Annotated in this window: 11 protein-coding genes; 6 read left to right on the plus strand and 5 right to left on the minus strand. The window is 72.8% G+C overall.

Annotated features, from left to right (window positions below; genetic code table 11):
- Positions 1-129: 129 nt before the first annotated feature.
- Positions 130-1335 (minus strand): 3-oxoadipyl-CoA thiolase, encoded by a 1206-nt coding sequence (gene pcaF / locus ACLQ25_RS16420; RefSeq protein ID WP_425731734.1) that lies wholly within the window; start codon positions 1333-1335, stop codon positions 130-132.
- Between the two features lie 106 nt (positions 1336-1441).
- On the opposite strand from pcaF, the gene ACLQ25_RS16425 reads away from it, so the two are divergent.
- The 4 genes from ACLQ25_RS16425 (at position 1442) to ACLQ25_RS16440 (ending at position 5696) form a co-directional block, all read left to right on the plus strand.
- Positions 1442-2407, plus strand: coding sequence for a glutathione S-transferase family protein (locus ACLQ25_RS16425; RefSeq protein WP_425731735.1), 966 nt, complete (start codon positions 1442-1444; stop codon positions 2405-2407).
- Complete coding sequence (locus ACLQ25_RS16430) at positions 2400-3068, plus strand: DUF998 domain-containing protein (protein ID WP_425731736.1); 669 nt, start codon at positions 2400-2402, stop codon at positions 3066-3068. Before ACLQ25_RS16425 ends, ACLQ25_RS16430 begins: the two co-directional genes overlap by 8 nt.
- Before the next feature lie 198 nt (positions 3069-3266).
- Entirely contained in the window at positions 3267-4562 is a 1296-nt protein-coding gene (locus ACLQ25_RS16435; protein WP_425731761.1) for a dicarboxylate/amino acid:cation symporter, read from the plus strand.
- A gap of 66 nt (positions 4563-4628) precedes the next feature.
- Positions 4629-5696, plus strand: a complete 1068-nt coding sequence (locus ACLQ25_RS16440) for an NADH:flavin oxidoreductase/NADH oxidase (protein WP_425731737.1) — start codon at positions 4629-4631, stop codon at positions 5694-5696.
- A gap of 53 nt (positions 5697-5749) precedes the next feature.
- On the opposite strand, the gene ACLQ25_RS16445 is transcribed toward ACLQ25_RS16440, so the two are convergent.
- The gene (locus ACLQ25_RS16445; protein ID WP_425731738.1) at positions 5750-9457 is read right to left on the minus strand and encodes an ATP-binding cassette domain-containing protein; all 3708 of its coding nucleotides are present in this window, start codon (positions 9455-9457) and stop codon (positions 5750-5752) included.
- A gap of 1070 nt (positions 9458-10527) precedes the next feature.
- On the opposite strand from ACLQ25_RS16445, the gene ACLQ25_RS16450 reads away from it, so the two are divergent.
- Positions 10528-11094 (plus strand): hypothetical protein, encoded by a 567-nt coding sequence (locus ACLQ25_RS16450; protein ID WP_425731739.1) that lies wholly within the window; start codon positions 10528-10530, stop codon positions 11092-11094.
- Between the two features lie 52 nt (positions 11095-11146).
- Here ACLQ25_RS16450 and ACLQ25_RS16455 read toward each other — a convergent pair whose 3' ends face one another.
- Both ACLQ25_RS16455 and ACLQ25_RS16460 read right to left on the minus strand, forming a co-directional pair.
- A complete protein-coding gene (locus ACLQ25_RS16455) occupies positions 11147-11986 on the minus strand; it encodes a GNAT family N-acetyltransferase (protein ID WP_425731740.1) in 840 nt (279 codons plus the stop codon).
- Positions 11987-12043: 57 nt separating this feature from the next.
- A complete protein-coding gene (locus ACLQ25_RS16460) occupies positions 12044-13270 on the minus strand; it encodes an MFS transporter (RefSeq protein ID WP_425731741.1) in 1227 nt (408 codons plus the stop codon).
- A 122-nt stretch (positions 13271-13392) separates the two neighbouring features.
- Here ACLQ25_RS16460 and ACLQ25_RS16465 point away from each other — a divergent pair, with 122 nt between their 5' ends.
- Complete coding sequence (locus ACLQ25_RS16465) at positions 13393-13980, plus strand: PadR family transcriptional regulator (RefSeq protein ID WP_425731742.1); 588 nt, start codon at positions 13393-13395, stop codon at positions 13978-13980.
- A gap of 63 nt (positions 13981-14043) precedes the next feature.
- Here the strand turns inward: ACLQ25_RS16465 and ispG are convergent, their stop codons facing one another.
- Entirely contained in the window at positions 14044-15216 is a 1173-nt protein-coding gene (ispG, locus tag ACLQ25_RS16470) for a flavodoxin-dependent (E)-4-hydroxy-3-methylbut-2-enyl-diphosphate synthase (protein WP_396803725.1), read from the minus strand.
- Positions 15217-15218: the final 2 nt, after the last annotated feature.

A 15218-nucleotide genomic window follows, 5' to 3' on the forward strand; every position in this document is an offset into this window, starting at 1 on the left:
CAGCGCGAGGCGGCACCGGCGTCGACGGGCGTACGCGGCCGCCGGCCGACCCCGCGGGTCGTGTGGTGTGGACCACTCTAGGCCGCCGGCCACCGCGTACGGGAGATCCCCTCACGTAACTTTCCGCACTCAGGCGGCGGATTCCAGCAGCAGCGAGATGCCCTGACCGACACCGATGCACATGGTGGCGAGCGCCCGGCGGCCGCCCCGGCGGCGCAGCTCCAGGGCGGCGGTGAGCGCCAACCGCGCACCGCTCGCGCCCAGCGGGTGCCCGAGCGCGATCGCACCCCCGTTGGGGTTGACGTGCTCGGCGTCGACGGGCAGTCCCAGTTCACGCAGTACCGCCACGGACTGCGCGGCGAACGCCTCGTTCAGCTCGACGACGTCCACCGCGGCCAGGTCGACGCCGGTCCGGTCGAGCAGTTTGCGGGTGGCCGGCACCGGGCCGATCCCCATGATCCGGGGCGGCACGCCGGCCGTCGCCGCGCCGACGACACGGGCCAGCGGGGTCAGGCCGTACCGCCGCACCGCGGCCTCGCTGGCCACCAGCAGCGCCACCGCGCCGTCGTTGACGCCCGACGAGTTGCCGGCGGTCACCGTGCCGCCGTCGCGGAACGGCGTGGGCAGTGCGGCCAGCTTCTCCAGCGACGTCTCGCGCGGGTGCTCGTCGACCTCGACCAGTCGGGTCTCACGACGGCCGGCGGGAACGGACACCGGGACGATCTCCTCGGCGAACCGGCCGTCGGCCTGCGCCTTGGCGGCACGCTGCTGCGAGCGGTACGCGAAGGCGTCCTGCTCGGCACGGTCGACGCCGTACTCGGCGGCCACGTTCTCCGCCGTCTCGGGCATCGAGTCGATCCCCCAGCCGTCGCGCATCAGCGGGTTGACCAGCCGCCAGCCCAGGGTGGTGTCGTACATCTCGGCGGAGCGGGAGTACGCCGAGGTCGCCTTCGGGACGACGAAGGGCGCGCGGCTCATGCTCTCCACCCCGCCCGCGATCACCAGCTCGGCCTCCCCCGCAACGATGGAGCGGGCGGCGGTGGCGAGGGCGTCCAGACCGGAGCCGCAGAGGCGGTTGACCGTGCTGCCCGGCACCTCTTCGGGCAGCCCGGCGAGCAGCGCCGCCATCCGGGCCACGTTGCGGTTGTCCTCGCCGGCCTGGTTGGCGCAGCCGAGCACGACGTCGTCGACGCGGGCCCAGTCCACCGACGGGTGCCGGGCGACCAGCTCACGGATCACGTGGGCGGCCAGGTCGTCGGGGCGGACGCCGGCCAGCGCGCCCGCGTACCGGCCGATCGGGGTACGGACACCGGCCACCAGGTATGCCACGGTCATCGCGAGTCCTTCAGGGGTGCAGACGGCGGGGGTGGGGCACGCCCACCGGGTCGCGAGGGCTGCCGGCCGCCAGGATATCCACGCCGACAGCGGATAGGTTGACGGCATGGCCCGGGCCCAGTTCAGCGCAGAGACAAGTGGCGGCGGCGCGTTCGTCCGTCAGCCGAACCGGTTCACCGGTCGGGTCACCGGCGACTCGACCTCGCCTCCCGGCGGCGGTCCGGACGAGCAGGACCGCTGGCCGCTGGAGGCCGGCCGGTACCGGCTCATCTGGTGCCGCGCGTGCCCGTGGGCGCACCGGGCGAGGATCGTGCGGGGCCTGCTCGGGCTGGACGACGCGATCTCGCTGGGCACCGTCGACCCCATCCGGGACGAGCGGGGTTGGGCGTTCGCGCTCGACCCGGACGGCTTCGATCCGGTCCTCGGCGTCCGTTTTCTCTCCGAGGCGTACCTGGCCACCGACGAGGACTACACCGGCCGGGTGACCGTGCCGGCGCTCGTCGACACCCTGACCGGCCGGGTGGTCACCAACGACTACCCGCAGCTCACCCTCGACTTCTCCACCGAGTGGCGGTCACTGCACGCCCCCGACGCCCCGGATCTGTACCCGGTCGCGCTGCGCCCCGAGATGGACGCCCTGATGGCCGAGATCCACACCGACGTCAACAACGGCGTCTACCGGTGCGGCTTCGCGACCTCGCAGGAGGCGTACGACGAGGCGTTCCGGGCGCTCTTCGCCCGGCTGGACGCGCTCTCCGAACGGCTGGCGGGCCAGCGCTACCTGATGGGGGACGCGATCACCGAGGCGGACGTGCGGCTGTTCACCACGCTGGTCCGCTTCGACGCGGCGTACCACGGGCACTTCAAGTGCAACCGGAACAAGCTGACCGAGATGCCGGTGCTCTGGGCGTACGCCCGGGACCTGTTCCAGACGCCGGGTTTCGGCGAGACGGTGGACTTCGACCACATCAAGCGGCACTACTACGGCACCCACCGGGAGATCAACCCGACCGGCATCGTGCCGGCGGGTCCCGACGAGTCCGGCTGGACGACGCCGCACGGACGTGGCTGAGCCGAATCGGGCCGGCACCGCCACGACGCCTCGCGGCCACGGGGGCCTGGCCCGCCGGGTCGCCGGGTCGGCCGCCGCCGGCTGCGCGGTGGCCGGGGCGGTCGCCGTGACGGTCGCGGTGGTCGCCGGTCCCGGTCCGGGCTTCACCGGGTACGTGAGCGAGGCCGGTATCGCCGGCAGCGCGCACGCCGTGACGTACCGGATCGGGGTTCTGGCTCTTGCCGGCGCGTTGCTGTTGATCGCCGCGGCGCTGCCGCCCGGGGTCCGGGTCGCGCCGGCGCTGCTCGCCAGCGGCGCGGTGCTCACGGCGGTCTCCGGAACGGTGACCTGCTCCGCCGGCTGCCCGCTACCGCCGTTCGAGCGGACCACGGTTGCCGATCTGGTGCACGGCGGCGCGAGCATCGCGGCAACGGCGGCGGTGGTCCTCGCCATGGTGGCGTTGGCCGTGTCCGGGCCGGCCGGACCGGTGGTACGCCGTCTGGCGGCGGTGACGGCGGCGCTCGCCCTGCCGCTGTGCGCCACGATCGGCCTGGCCATGCTCGTGGTCGGCCGGGGCTCGCTGGCCGGCGTGGTGGAGCGGGTGGTTCTCGCGTTGGCCGTGCTGTGGGGCGCGGCCACCGGCACGGCCCTGGCCCTGACTTACCAACGCCGAAGCCTGTAAGGAGCGTCACGCGCATCACACCTTGCAGATCGAACTTATCGGCGTATCGTCGACCAACGATGAACAACGTCTGGGGCCTCACCGTCCGCCTGTATGTCGATCTTCGACTGCAGGCCAGCGGCATCTGTCCGGCGTAGCCGTCCTCCACACGCCTACCCCGACCAGACCACCCCACTTGGACATCTCATGCCCTTCGGCCTGCGCAAAATTCCCTTCTCCGTGCAGATCCTGCTCGGCCTCGTACTCGGCGTGGCGCTCGGCTTCCTGGCCCGCGCCAACGACGTGAGCTGGCTGACCACCACCCTGCACACCGTCGGCTCCCTCTTCATCCAGCTCCTCAAGCTGGCCGTACCGCCGCTGGTCTTCACCGCCATCGTGGTCAGCGTTGTCAGCCTGCGCGGCGTGGCCAACGCCGCCCGGCTCGCCCTCAAGACCCTCATGTGGTTCGGCATCACCGCGCTGATCTCGGTGAGCATCGGTATCGGCCTCGGCCTGCTCGTCGACCCCGGCCGGGGCGTGACCCTCGACCTGGGCGGCGCGGCGGCACCGAAGAAGACCGGCTCGTGGACGGACTTCCTCACCGGCATCGTGCCCACCAACCCGGTCGGCGCGTTCGTCGAGGGCAACGTCCTGCAGATCGTCTTCCTCGCCGTCGTCATCGGCGCGGCGGCCCTGCTCGTCGGTGAGGCCGCCGAGCCGTTCGTGGCGCTGAACCGCTCGCTGCTGGAGATCGTGCAGAAGGCCCTCTGGTGGGTCATCCGGCTCGCCCCGATCGGCACGCTCGGCCTGATCGGCAACGCCGTCGCCTCATACGGCTGGGACCTGCTGGCTCCGCTGGCGAAGTTCACGACCGCCGTCTACGTCGGCTGCGCCATCGTGCTGTTCGTGGTCTACCCGCTGGTGCTGATCCTCGCCGGCCGACTCAACCCGCTGCGCTTCTTCGCCGGGGCCTGGCCCGCGATCGAGCTGGCCTTCGTGTCCCGCTCCTCGGTGGGCACCATGCCGGTGACCCAGCGCTCCGTCGAGCGCCTCGGCGTCCCCCGCGAGTACGCCTCGTTCGCGGTGCCGTTCGGCGCCACCACGAAGATGGACGGCTGCGCCGCGATCTACCCGGCCCTCGCCGCGATCTTCGTGGCCCAGGTGTTCGGCGTGCAGCTCGGCCTCACCGACTACCTGCTCATCGCCTTCGTCTCGGTGGTCGGCTCGGCGGCCACCGCCGGCCTGACCGGCGCGATCGTGATGCTCACCCTCACCCTGAGCACGCTGGGCCTGCCGCTGGCCGGGGCCGGCCTGCTGCTCGCCATCGACCCGATCCTGGACATGATGCGCACCGCCACCAACGTGGCCGGGCAGGCACTGGTGCCGACCGTCGTCGCCGCCCGGGAGGGCACCCTCGACCGGGCCGCGTACGACTCGGCCGGCCGACGTGACCTCACCGAGCCGGAGACCGTGGCCGCCGACACCCGCCCGGAGCTGAACCCCGTACCCGCCTGACCCGTTTCCCCACGGCGACGGACCCCTCGACAGCGGGGTCCGTCGTCGTACCGAGAGGATGAGCACATGAGTTCCCTGTTCACACCGCTGGCCCTGCGTGGGGTCACCCTGCCCAACCGCGTCGCCGTGGCGCCGATGTGCCAGTACTCCGCCGGCCCGGACGGCCTGCCCACCGACTGGCATCTCGTCCACCTCGGCACCCGCGCGATCGGCGGGGCCGGACTGGTGCTGACCGAGGCGACCGCCGTACTCCCCGAGGGTCGGATCTCCCCGCAGGACACCGGGCTGTGGTCCGACGCGCACGTGGACGCCTGGCGGCCGGTGACCGCGTTCGTCGCCGCGCACGGCGCGGTGCCGGCGGTTCAGCTCGCACACGCCGGCTTCAAGGCCTCCACCTACCGACCGTGGGACTCGGGCAACGGCGGGGTGCCGGACGCCGAGGGCGGTTGGACGCCGGTCGCCCCGAGCGCCGAGCCGTTCAGCCCCACCTACCGGACGCCGACCACCCTCGACGCGGCGGGCATCGCGGGCGTGGTCGACGCGTTCGCCGCCGCCGCCGAGCGGGCCCTCGCCGCCGGCTTCGCCGCGGTGGAGGTCCACGCCGCGCACGGTTACCTGCTCAACGAGTTCCTGTCGCCGCTGACCAACCACCGCACCGACTCCTACGGCGGTGACCGGGCCGGCCGGATGCGGCTCACCCTGGAGGTCGCCCGCGCGGTACGCGCCGCCGTCGGCGAGAGCGTGCCGGTGCTCACCCGGATCTCCGCGACCGACTGGGTCGAGGGCGGCTGGACCGTCGAGGACAGCGTCGTGCTCGCCGGGGAGCTGGCCGCCGTCGGCGTCGACCTCGTCGACACCTCCTCCGGGGGCGTCAGCACCGAGCAGCGCATCCCGCTGCTCGGCCCCGGCTACCAGGTGCCGCTGGCCGCCCAGATCCGCCGCGAGGCCGGCGTACCCACCGGCGCGGTCGGCCTGATCGTCGAGCCGGAGCACGCCGAGCAGATCATCGCCAGCGGCGAGGCCGACCTGGTGCTGCTCGGCCGGGAACTGCTGCGCGACCCGTACTGGCCGCGCCGCGCCGCCGCCAAGCTCGGCGTCGCGTACAGCGGTCCCGCCCAGTACGCCCGCGCCTGATCCGAACGCGGTACGGGCGGCTGTCGATCCGGACAGCCGCCCGTACCCGTTTCTCAGCCGGCGAGGTGCGACCAGTCGCCCTCCAGCTCCCGCCAGGTCCCCTGGGCCGCCACCGTGCCCTCCCCCAACACCACCACGTGGTCGGCCCGGACCAACGCGGCACGCTTGGCGGTGGACCCCACCACGGTCACGCCGTGCGCCCGCAGCGCCTGCCACAGCGCCAGCTCCGTCGTGACGTCCAGCGCCGACGACACGTCGTCCGCGACCAGCAGTTCGGTACGCGGCGCCAGCGCCCGGGCCAGGGCCAGCCGCTGCAGCTGCCCGCCGGAGAGCCGGGTGCCCTTGTGCCCGATGAGCAGGCCCAGCCCACCCCCGGCGGCGGCCAGGTCGTGGTCGAGCTGGGCCGTGCTGACCGCGTCCGCCGCGTCCACCTGGTGGCCGAGCGCGATGTTCTCGACCACCGTGCCGGAGAGCACCCGGGGCAGCTGACCGACGTACCCCACCTGGTTCGGGCGTAGGAACAGCTCGGGCTCGGTGACCGTGTCACCGTTCCACCGCAGCTCGCCGGTGTGGTGCACGATGCCGGCCAGCGCCCGCAGCAGCGAGGACTTACCCGCTCCGACCGGCCCGACGACCAGCACCAACTGCCCACGCTGGACCGTCAGGTCCACGTCGCGCACGGCGACCGTGCCGTCGGAGTGCACCACCGAGAAGCCGCGCAGCTCCAACCGGCGCAGCGGGCGGCGGGGCGGTGGCGTCGGCGCGGGCGCGGTGCCGCCGGCCAGATCTACCGCCGGCACCCCCACCGAGTACGCCCCCACGCCCGTCATCGCCACCGTCCGCCGGGTCCACACCCGTGCCGACGGCAGTTGGGAGATCAACGACGCGGTGGTCCAGGCGAACCACCGGGCCGCGCCCAGCGTGGAGACGGCCACCAGCACCGCGCCGGCCGACAGATCGCCGCCCAGGTAGAGGGCCCACGCGCCGATCGGCAGCAGCCCGCTGACCACCGACGGCGTCGACCGGGACCACACCTGCACGGCGATCTCCCGGCGCTGCCGGTCACTGCGCAGCACGTCCAGGTCGGACAGGTGACGCAGCACCGCCGATGTCGCGCCGGCGAGCTTGACCGTCCGCGCCGCGGAGAGCGCGGAGACCAGCGCGGTGGCGAAGGCGGCCCGCGCCGCGACGGTCGCCCGCGCCGCGCGCTCCAGCTTCGGCCCGAACAACGTCGCGGCCAGGCCGGAGACCACCATCGTGCCGAGGAAGAACAGCCCCGGTACGACGCTGCCGGTGACCGCCGTCATGGCCACCACCAGCACCACCGCCACGCTCTGGTCCAGCACGTTGTCGGCGAGCTGCACCACCCGCTCGGTGTCGCCGCCCTGGGCCACCACCTCCGCCGGGCTGTGCGAGCTGACCCGGCGAGGGCCGGTCTGGCCGTGCACCAGCCGCAGGCCGATCCGCAGCATCTGCCGCACCCACCAGTGCGGGAACCAGACGTGCGTGTAGAACGGCAGCGGCAGGGTGACCAGCAGTCCGGCCACGATGCCCAACGCCGGCAGGTACGGACTGCCGGATCCGTCGACCAGGTCGGCCCACAGCCACGGCAGCAGCGGACCGTCCAGCCCGAGCAGGCTGAGCCCGAGGAACAGGGCGATCGCGGCGGCTCCGTACCGGGGATCGTTGGTGCAGAGCCGGATGATCTCCCGGAAGGTCCGCGCCGGCGGCGTCGGCGGCAACGGCGGCGGGTCGGTACGCGACGCCGACACGGGCCCGCCCTCGACCGCCGCATCCACCGGCTCAGCGGCGCCCGGGCCGACGGTGCGCGGGCCGGCCAGCAGGCCGACGCTGGCGATGTCCGGGCTGGCGGTGCTCGGGCCGGCCAGAAGGCCGACGCTGGCGATGTCCGGGCTGGCGGTGCTCGGGCCGGCCAGCAGGCCGGCCGCATCCGTGTCCGGGCCGGTCGGCAGGCCGACACCGGCGGCGGCCGGACTGGCCGACACGTCGGCGTCGGCGGTGCTCGGGCCGGTCAGGAGGTCGGTGCCGCCGCCGGTGCGGGACGCCGACGCCCCGCCGGCGTAGACGGCGGCGTGACTGGTCGCCAGCAACTCGGCGAACCGGGTCGACGTCTCCAACGGACCGGCCTCGACCACCGCGCCGTCGGCGAGCACCACCACCTCGTCGCAGCGGCGCACCGAGGAGAGTCGGTGCGCGATGACGATGCCGATCCGGTCGCGCAGCAGTCGCTCGGTGGCCCGCTGCACCCGCGTCTCGGTCACCGGGTCCAACCGGGCGGTGGCCTCGTCGAGGATCACCACGTGCGGGTCACGGACCAGGATCCGGGCGAACGCCACCAACTGCTCCTGGCCGGCGGAGAGCACGTGCCCGCCCTCCCCCAGCCGGGTCGCCAACCCGTCGGGCAGCTCGGCAATCCAGCCGGCCAGGCCCAGTTCGTCGAGCGCCCGCGCGGCGGCGTCCAGCAGGTCCGGGTCGTAGAGCGCGACGTTCTCGGCGAGCGTGCCGGCCACGATCTCGGTGCGCTGCGGCACCAGCGCCACCCAGCGGCGCAACTCCTCCACGTCGAGGTCGCACAGGTCGGTGCCGCCGAGGAAGACGGTGCCCGGCGGCACGTCCACGGCCCGGGTGAGCACCTTCGCCAGGGTCGACTTGCCCGACCCGGTACGCCCGATCAGGGCGTATGAGCGCCCCCGCGCGAAGGTGAGGCTGAGCCCGCGCAGGGCCGGACCCCGTCCACTCTCCGGGCCGCTCACCTCGTACCCGAATGTCAGGTCCCGGATGCGCAGGTCACCCTCGACCGGGGTGGCCCCGCCGACCGGTTCCTGCCGAACCTTCTGGAGCAACTGCACGCGGGCCCATGCGCCCAGGGCCTCCTGTAGTTCGGGCACCATCCGGCCGACGTGTTCCGCGGTGGCCCCGAAGGCCAGGGCGAGTAGCCAGATGGCGGTGAGCCGGGCGGCGTCGACCCGGCCGGTGGCCAGGGCCCAGGCCCCGCCGAGCACCACCACGCCGACACCGACCCGGATCGTGGCCGTGGCGACCGTCGCCACCTTGGCGGAGAGCACCCAGACCCGATTGCCGCGGGACAACACGGCGGCGGCCCGCCGGGCATAGAGTCGCAGCACGTACGGCTGGGCCAGGCTGGTCCGCACGTCGTCCTGGCCGTGCACCGCCTCCTCCATCACAGCGGCCAGGTCGGACCATGCCTCTTCCTCGATCATCCGGGCCGGGCCGATCCGTGCCGTGGGCCGGCGCAGTCCCACCCCGAGCACCACGGTCAGCAGCAGCATCGCGATGCCGGCCGGCCACCAGACGGCGAGCGCGACCACCATCGACAGCAGACCGACACAGAGCCCCTGGGCGAGCCGCGAACCCTGGTTACGAACCGCCGACGCCACCTGGTAGACATCCCCGTCGATGCGGTCCAGCAGCTCGCCCACCGGCGTGGTCTCGAGGCTCGGTAGATCCTGCCCGAGCGCGACCCGGCAGAGCCGCCTCCGGACGTCGGCGGACCAGTCGGCGGTCAGCCCGGCCATCACCAGGCTCACCACCAGGTCGCTGAGCACCACGGCGGCCAACGCGGCGGCGAGGACCGTGAAGGAAACGGCCGACCGGTGTACGAGCACCGCGCCGGCGAGCGCGGACGCGCCCGCCTGACCGGCGGCGCCCAGCACGATCAGGATGGCCACGAGCGTCATACGGCGTGGCGAGGTGTCCCACAGATCACGGAGCAGGCGCATGGAAAGTTCCTCCGGACGTGGGTGGCGGAACACCCAGCGTGCCGGCAGCGCCCCGGTCCCCTCAACCGATTTAACCGCCCCTGAGCAGGACATCCCCCGATGCCCGGTGCGCCGACAACCGGGGGGCGAGACCTGCGCGGGCCCCGGCTCGACATGATCGACACGAGATCCCCGATCCGGGGGCATCAACCGGCCCCGGACCGCCATGATCGACTCGACATCGCCGATCCGGAGGCATCAACCGGCCCCGGATACCCCGACTTCGGCGATGTCGAGTCGATCACCGCCCGGGCACCCGCCCGAGCACCCCAGGCGGCACCACCGGCACCATGCCCAATCGGCCCCACCCCGGGCCAGGATGATCGACACGAGATCACCGATATCGCGGTGTCATCCGGCCCCGGATACCCCGACTTCGGCGATGTCGAGTCGATCACCGCCTGGTTGCTTTGCAACTGGCCACGCCGACCGCGCCCGCTGGGCGGTATGTCCTTTTCTGAGGTCTTCGCGGGGGTGACCGGACGCACGGCTGGGCCGGAATCGTGGCGCGCCGCCGGTCGTTACACACCCTGACGATCGCAGGACCAAGGCTGAGCCGCCCGCCCGTCAAGCCGGTGGGGAAATGACCGGCCCGCCCAGGTCGCGGTGACCGCCCCGCAACACCCGGGCCACCCCACCTGGGGGAATGACCCCAGGCGGCAGGTCGTTACAGACGGACCGGCGCGGCGAGCCCCGGCAGACTCCCTGCCTACGGGAATGGCCCCGGACCGAAGGTCGTTACACATGGACCGGCCGCTGCGAGGAACCCGCCCGCCCCCGGGAATGGCCCCGGACCGAAGGTCGTTACACACGGACCCGGCACGACGAGCCCCGCTCACCGCGGATCGTCAAGCCCCCGGGAATGGCCCCGGCCGGCAGGTCGTTACACACGGACCGGCCGCCACGAGCCCTCCGCTCGCAGGCCGCCCCCCAGACTTTTGAGCGCCCGGACGAGGTGCTGACACCCCCGTCACCTGATCCCCCCGAACGGGTGGTGTGGGTGTTTCCTACCCCCGAAGGAGCAACCCCCCATGAACACGATCTTCCGTAAGAGCATGCTGTCCGTTGCTGGTCTCGCGTTCGCCGGCGGTGTCTTCGCCGGCCCGATCGCCGCCCACGCCGCCACCCCGGCCGTGGACGCCAAGCCCGTCGCCGCAGCGGTGCAGACCACCGCACCCAAGCCGCAGGGCGACCAGTCGCACATCGACCTCAACGGTGAGCAGACCGCCAACGCCAAGGCCATCATCGCGGCCACCAAGAAGGCCGGCCTGCCCGAGCGGGCCGCGGTCATCTCCATCGCGACGAGCCTGCAGGAGTCCAAGCTGGAGAACCTGGGCCACCTCGGCGACGCCAACGACCACGACTCCCTCGGCCTGTTCCAGCAGCGCCCCACCTCCGGTTGGGGTACGCCGGAGCAGATCACCAACCCCGAGTACTCCACCACCGCGTTCCTCAAGGGCCTCAAGCAGGTCGACGGCTGGCAGGACATGCCCCTGACCGACGCCGCCCAGACCGTACAGGTCTCCGCCTACCCGGACGCCTACGCCCAGTGGGAGCAGCAGGCCACCGACCTGGTCGCCCACAACTGGAACAGCTAAGAACCACCGATGGCCGGCACCCCGACAACGGGTGCCGGCCATCGACGTACCTTCAGAAGAGGACCGTGGCGAGCGTGCCGACCGGTTGGAAGCCGCAGCGTTCGTAGACTCGGCGGGCCGGAAGGTTGAAGTCGTTGACGTACAGGCTGACCGTGGGAGCGACCCGGGCCAGCGCGTCGCTCACCACGGCGGCCATCGCGGCGGCGGCGATGCCACGGCCCCGCCATTCCGGGGCGACCCACACACCCTGGACCTGGGCGGTCCGCTTGGTCACGACGGCCAACTCGGCCTTGAACACGACCTTGCCGTCAACGAACCGGGCGTACGCGCGGCCGGCGCGGACCAGGTCGTTGACCCGACGTCGGTAGCTGCGGCCGGCGTCCTCGGCGAGCGGGGAGACGCCCACCTCTTCGGTGTACATGGCGACCGCCGCCGGAAAGAGTCGGTCGACCTCGCCGGGGCGGACGCGGCGTACCTCCGGATCGGCCGGAACGGCCGGCGTCGTGTCGGTGGCCAGCAGCGGCTGGTTGGGGCGGACGTCGCGGGCCGGGCCCCACGTGTGGGAGAGCCGGTCCCAGAGGGCGAGGACGGCGTCCGCGCGGCCGACGATCGAGGAGCAGAGCCGGTCCTCCCCGGCGAGCAGGTCAGCGAAGGCGGACACGGCGGCGTCGCTGGCGAGCACCGGCGTCAGGTTGCCGCCGAGCCAGCACAGTGATTCGAGGTTGCGGCGGGCGCCGTACCCCAGGATCCGCCCTTCGGCCCGCCACCAGGACAGTCCGCGCGCGGCGATGCGCTCGGCGACCTGCGCGCCCGCGAACGGGTCGCGGTCGAGCAGTCGCTCGACCGCGCGGCGCTCCGATTCCCCCAGTTGCCGTACCGGCACCGTCAGCACGACTACCACCCTGCCAGATCGACCCCCCGCCCCGCCGGCCGAGTGGCGAGCCCGACCTCAGATGGTCGCCGGCTCGGTGACCCGGCTGGTCGGTCGGGTCCGGCCCGCCCACCGGACGACCGGGGGCACCAGGGCGCCGAGCAGGAGGAAGAGCCCGGCCAGCACGAGCCATCCCGGTACGCCCCAACCCAGGGCGAGGCTGGTCACGACGACGGGCGCGAGCATCTTGCCCAGCTCGTAACCCATGCCGTACGTCCCCTGGTACTGCCCGTGCGCGTCGGCCGGGGCCAGCCCGAAGGAGATTCCCCACCCGGCGGCGGAGTGCCACAGCTCCCCGATCACGTGCGCCAGCGATCCGACGCAGAGCAGGCCGATGGCGCCCGGTGTGGGCAGTGCGCCGCTGGCGGCGAACAGTACGCAGGCCAGGGCGATGACCGCCCCCGCTCGGCGGGACGCGCGGGCGGCTCCCGGCAGGGTGACGGCAGCGCGGGCCGCCCGGACCTGCAGGAGCACCACCAGCACGGTGTTGACCAGCGTCAACACCGAGATCATCCAGACCGGAGCGGTGGTGTGCCCGGCGATCCACAGCGGCAGGGCGAGGGTGAGCAGGCTGAAGTGCATGGACATCAGCCCGTCGAGCAGGGTGAAGGCGAGGAACGGCCGGTCCCGTAGGGCGACCAGGCGGGGTCCGCGCGTCGGGGCGTCGACGGGGGCGCGACGGTGGGCAGCCGGACGGAGATCGCCGCTGCGGCCAGCGACGCCACCGCCGTGGCCAGGATCAGGGTTGAGGTAGCCGGTACGGGTATCGGCGGCGATGGCGAAGCCGCCGAGGACGGCCCCGACGGAGATTCCGACGTTGGTGGTGGCTCGCAGGTAGGCGCGCGTGTGCACGCGCTGGTCGGCCGGGACCGCGCCGGCGATGAGGGCTCCCCGGCCACCGCGCTCTACGGCGTCGGCGAGCGCGGTGGCGGCACCGACCAGGACGAACGCGGGGAACGATCGGACGGTGATCAGAGCGGCGGTCAGGACGCCGGCCGCGATCAGCCCGCCCACCTGCACCCCGCGCGGGCCCACCCGGTCGGCCAGGTAACCGCTCGGCGTGCTCGCGAGCACGCCGACGAGCGCCGAGATGGTCAGCCCGACGCCAACCTGGGTCGCCGACAGGCCGACCGAACGGGTGAGGAAGAGCGCGCTGGCGACCAGCCACAGACCCCGCCCGGTGGTCCTGACCAGGGTGCCGAGCGTGAGGATCCGGGCCGGGCCCGGCGGTGGGAGCAGGCGCATACGGGCACCCTAACAAGACGTACGTACGGTTTGCATACCCGACGCCGGCCTCGACTTGTCGGCGATGCATTGCCGATATATCGTTGATGCATCAGCGACAGTACGTAGAGAAGGAGAACCCGATGCGGTTCCATCGACAGCACGGCCCGATGCACGAGGCCCGGATGCGGGGCTTCGGCTTCCCGCCGGTCCCGCCCGGCCCCCACGAGCACGGCCACGAGCACGGCGGGCGCGGCCGTGGTCGCGGGCACGGCCGCGGCAGGGGGCGACGCCCCAACGTCCGCGGCGCGGTGTTGGCCCTGCTCACCGAGCGGCCGATGCACGGCTACGAGATGATTCAGGAGATCGACTCCCGCACCGGCGGGGCCTGGCGGCCCAGCCCGGGTTCGATCTACCCCACGCTCCAGCTTCTGGAGGACGAGGGTGTGATCGCCGCCAGCACCGAGGAGTCCAGCGGCGGACGGAAGCGGTTCACCGTTACCGAGGCCGGTCAGGCCGAGGCCACCGCCGCCGCGCAGACGCCGCCCTGGGCGGACGTCGCCCAGGACACCGTGAGCAGTTGGCACGACATCCGCGACTCCGGCGCGCAGGCGATGAACGCCCTGCGGCAGGTGATGATGCACGGCACCGACGACCAGCGTGAGCGGGCCGCCCAGGTCCTCGACGAGACCCGACGCAAGCTGTACGCGATCCTCGCCGAATCCGACTGAGCTGCGCCAGAACGAATGCGGGCCGCTCCCCGAGGGGGAACGGCCCGCATTCGTCGAACTGGCTCAGTGCACGGTGACCGTCGGGCCGGTGACCAGCCCGCGCAGCTCCTCGGGCAGCTCGGCGCCCATCTCGTCGGCGATGCGCAGCGCCTCTTCGATCAGCGTCTCCACGATCTGGCCCTCGGGCACGGTCTTGACGACCTGCCCCTTGACGAAGATCTGACCCTTGCCGTTGCCGGAGGCGACGCCGAGGTCGGCCTCGCGGGCCTCGCCCGGACCGTTGACGACGCAGCCCATGACGGCTACCCGCAGCGGCACCGGCAGCCCTTCGAGGCCGGCGGTGACCTCCTCGGCGAGCTTGTAGACGTCCACCTGGGCACGACCGCAGGACGGGCAGGAGACGATCTCCAGACCGCGCTCGCGCAGGCCGAGGGACTCCAGGATCTGGTTGCCGACCTTGATCTCCTCGACCGGCGGGGCGGAGAGCGACACCCGGATGGTGTCGCCGATGCCCTCGGCCAGCAGCGCGCCGAAGGCGACCGCCGACTTGATGGTGCCCTGGAAGGCCGGCCCGGCCTCGGTGACGCCGAGGTGCAGCGGGTAGTCGCACTGCTCGGCGAGCTGCCGGTACGCCCGGATCATCACGACCGGGTCGTTGTGCTTCACCGAGATCTTGATGTCGCGGAAGCCGTGCTCCTCGAAGAGCGAGCACTCCCACAGCGCCGACTCGACGAGCGCCTCGGCGGTGGCCTTGCCGTACTTGGCGAGCAGTCGCTTGTCCAGCGAGCCAGCGTTGACGCCGATCCGGATCGGCGTACCGGCGGCGGAGGCCGCAGCGGCGATCTCCTTGACCTTGTCGTCGAACTGCCGGATGTTGCCCGGGTTGACCCGGACGGCCGCGCAGCCGGCGTCGATGGCGGCGAAGACGTACTTGGGCTGGAAGTGGATGTCGGCGATCACCGGGATCTGCGACTTCTTGGCGATCGCGGGCAGCGCCTCGACGTCGTCCTGGGACGGCACCGCCACCCGGACGATCTGGCAGCCGGACGCGGTCAGCTCGGCGATCTGCTGCAGGGTCGCGTTGACGTCGGAGGTGAGGGTCGTGGTCATCGACTGCACGGACACCGGCGCGCCGCCACCGACCGGCACCGAGCCGACCATGATCTGGCGGCTGGCCCGGCGGGGTGCGAGCGGCGGGGGCGGCACAGCGGGCATGCCGAGACTGATAGCGGTCACTT

Origin of the sequence: Micromonospora sp. DT44 (genome assembly GCF_049841635.1) — a bacterium.
GTDB lineage: Bacteria > Actinomycetota > Actinomycetes > Mycobacteriales > Micromonosporaceae > Micromonospora.

Excerpts from the sequence above, each read along its gene's own strand:
- pcaF (WP_425731734.1), bottom strand. The coding sequence starts at position 1,335 with ATGACCGTGGCATACCTGGTGGCCGGTGTCCGTACCCCGATCGGCCGG.
- ACLQ25_RS16425 (WP_425731735.1), top strand. The coding sequence starts at position 1,442 with ATGGCCCGGGCCCAGTTCAGCGCAGAGACAAGTGGCGGCGGCGCGTTC.
- ACLQ25_RS16440 (WP_425731737.1), top strand. The coding sequence starts at position 4,629 with ATGAGTTCCCTGTTCACACCGCTGGCCCTGCGTGGGGTCACCCTGCCC.
- ACLQ25_RS16445 (WP_425731738.1), bottom strand. The coding sequence starts at position 9,457 with ATGCGCCTGCTCCGTGATCTGTGGGACACCTCGCCACGCCGTATGACG.
- ACLQ25_RS16450 (WP_425731739.1), top strand. The coding sequence starts at position 10,528 with ATGAACACGATCTTCCGTAAGAGCATGCTGTCCGTTGCTGGTCTCGCG.
- ACLQ25_RS16460 (WP_425731741.1), bottom strand. The coding sequence starts at position 13,270 with ATGCGCCTGCTCCCACCGCCGGGCCCGGCCCGGATCCTCACGCTCGGC.
- ACLQ25_RS16465 (WP_425731742.1), top strand. The coding sequence starts at position 13,393 with ATGCGGTTCCATCGACAGCACGGCCCGATGCACGAGGCCCGGATGCGG.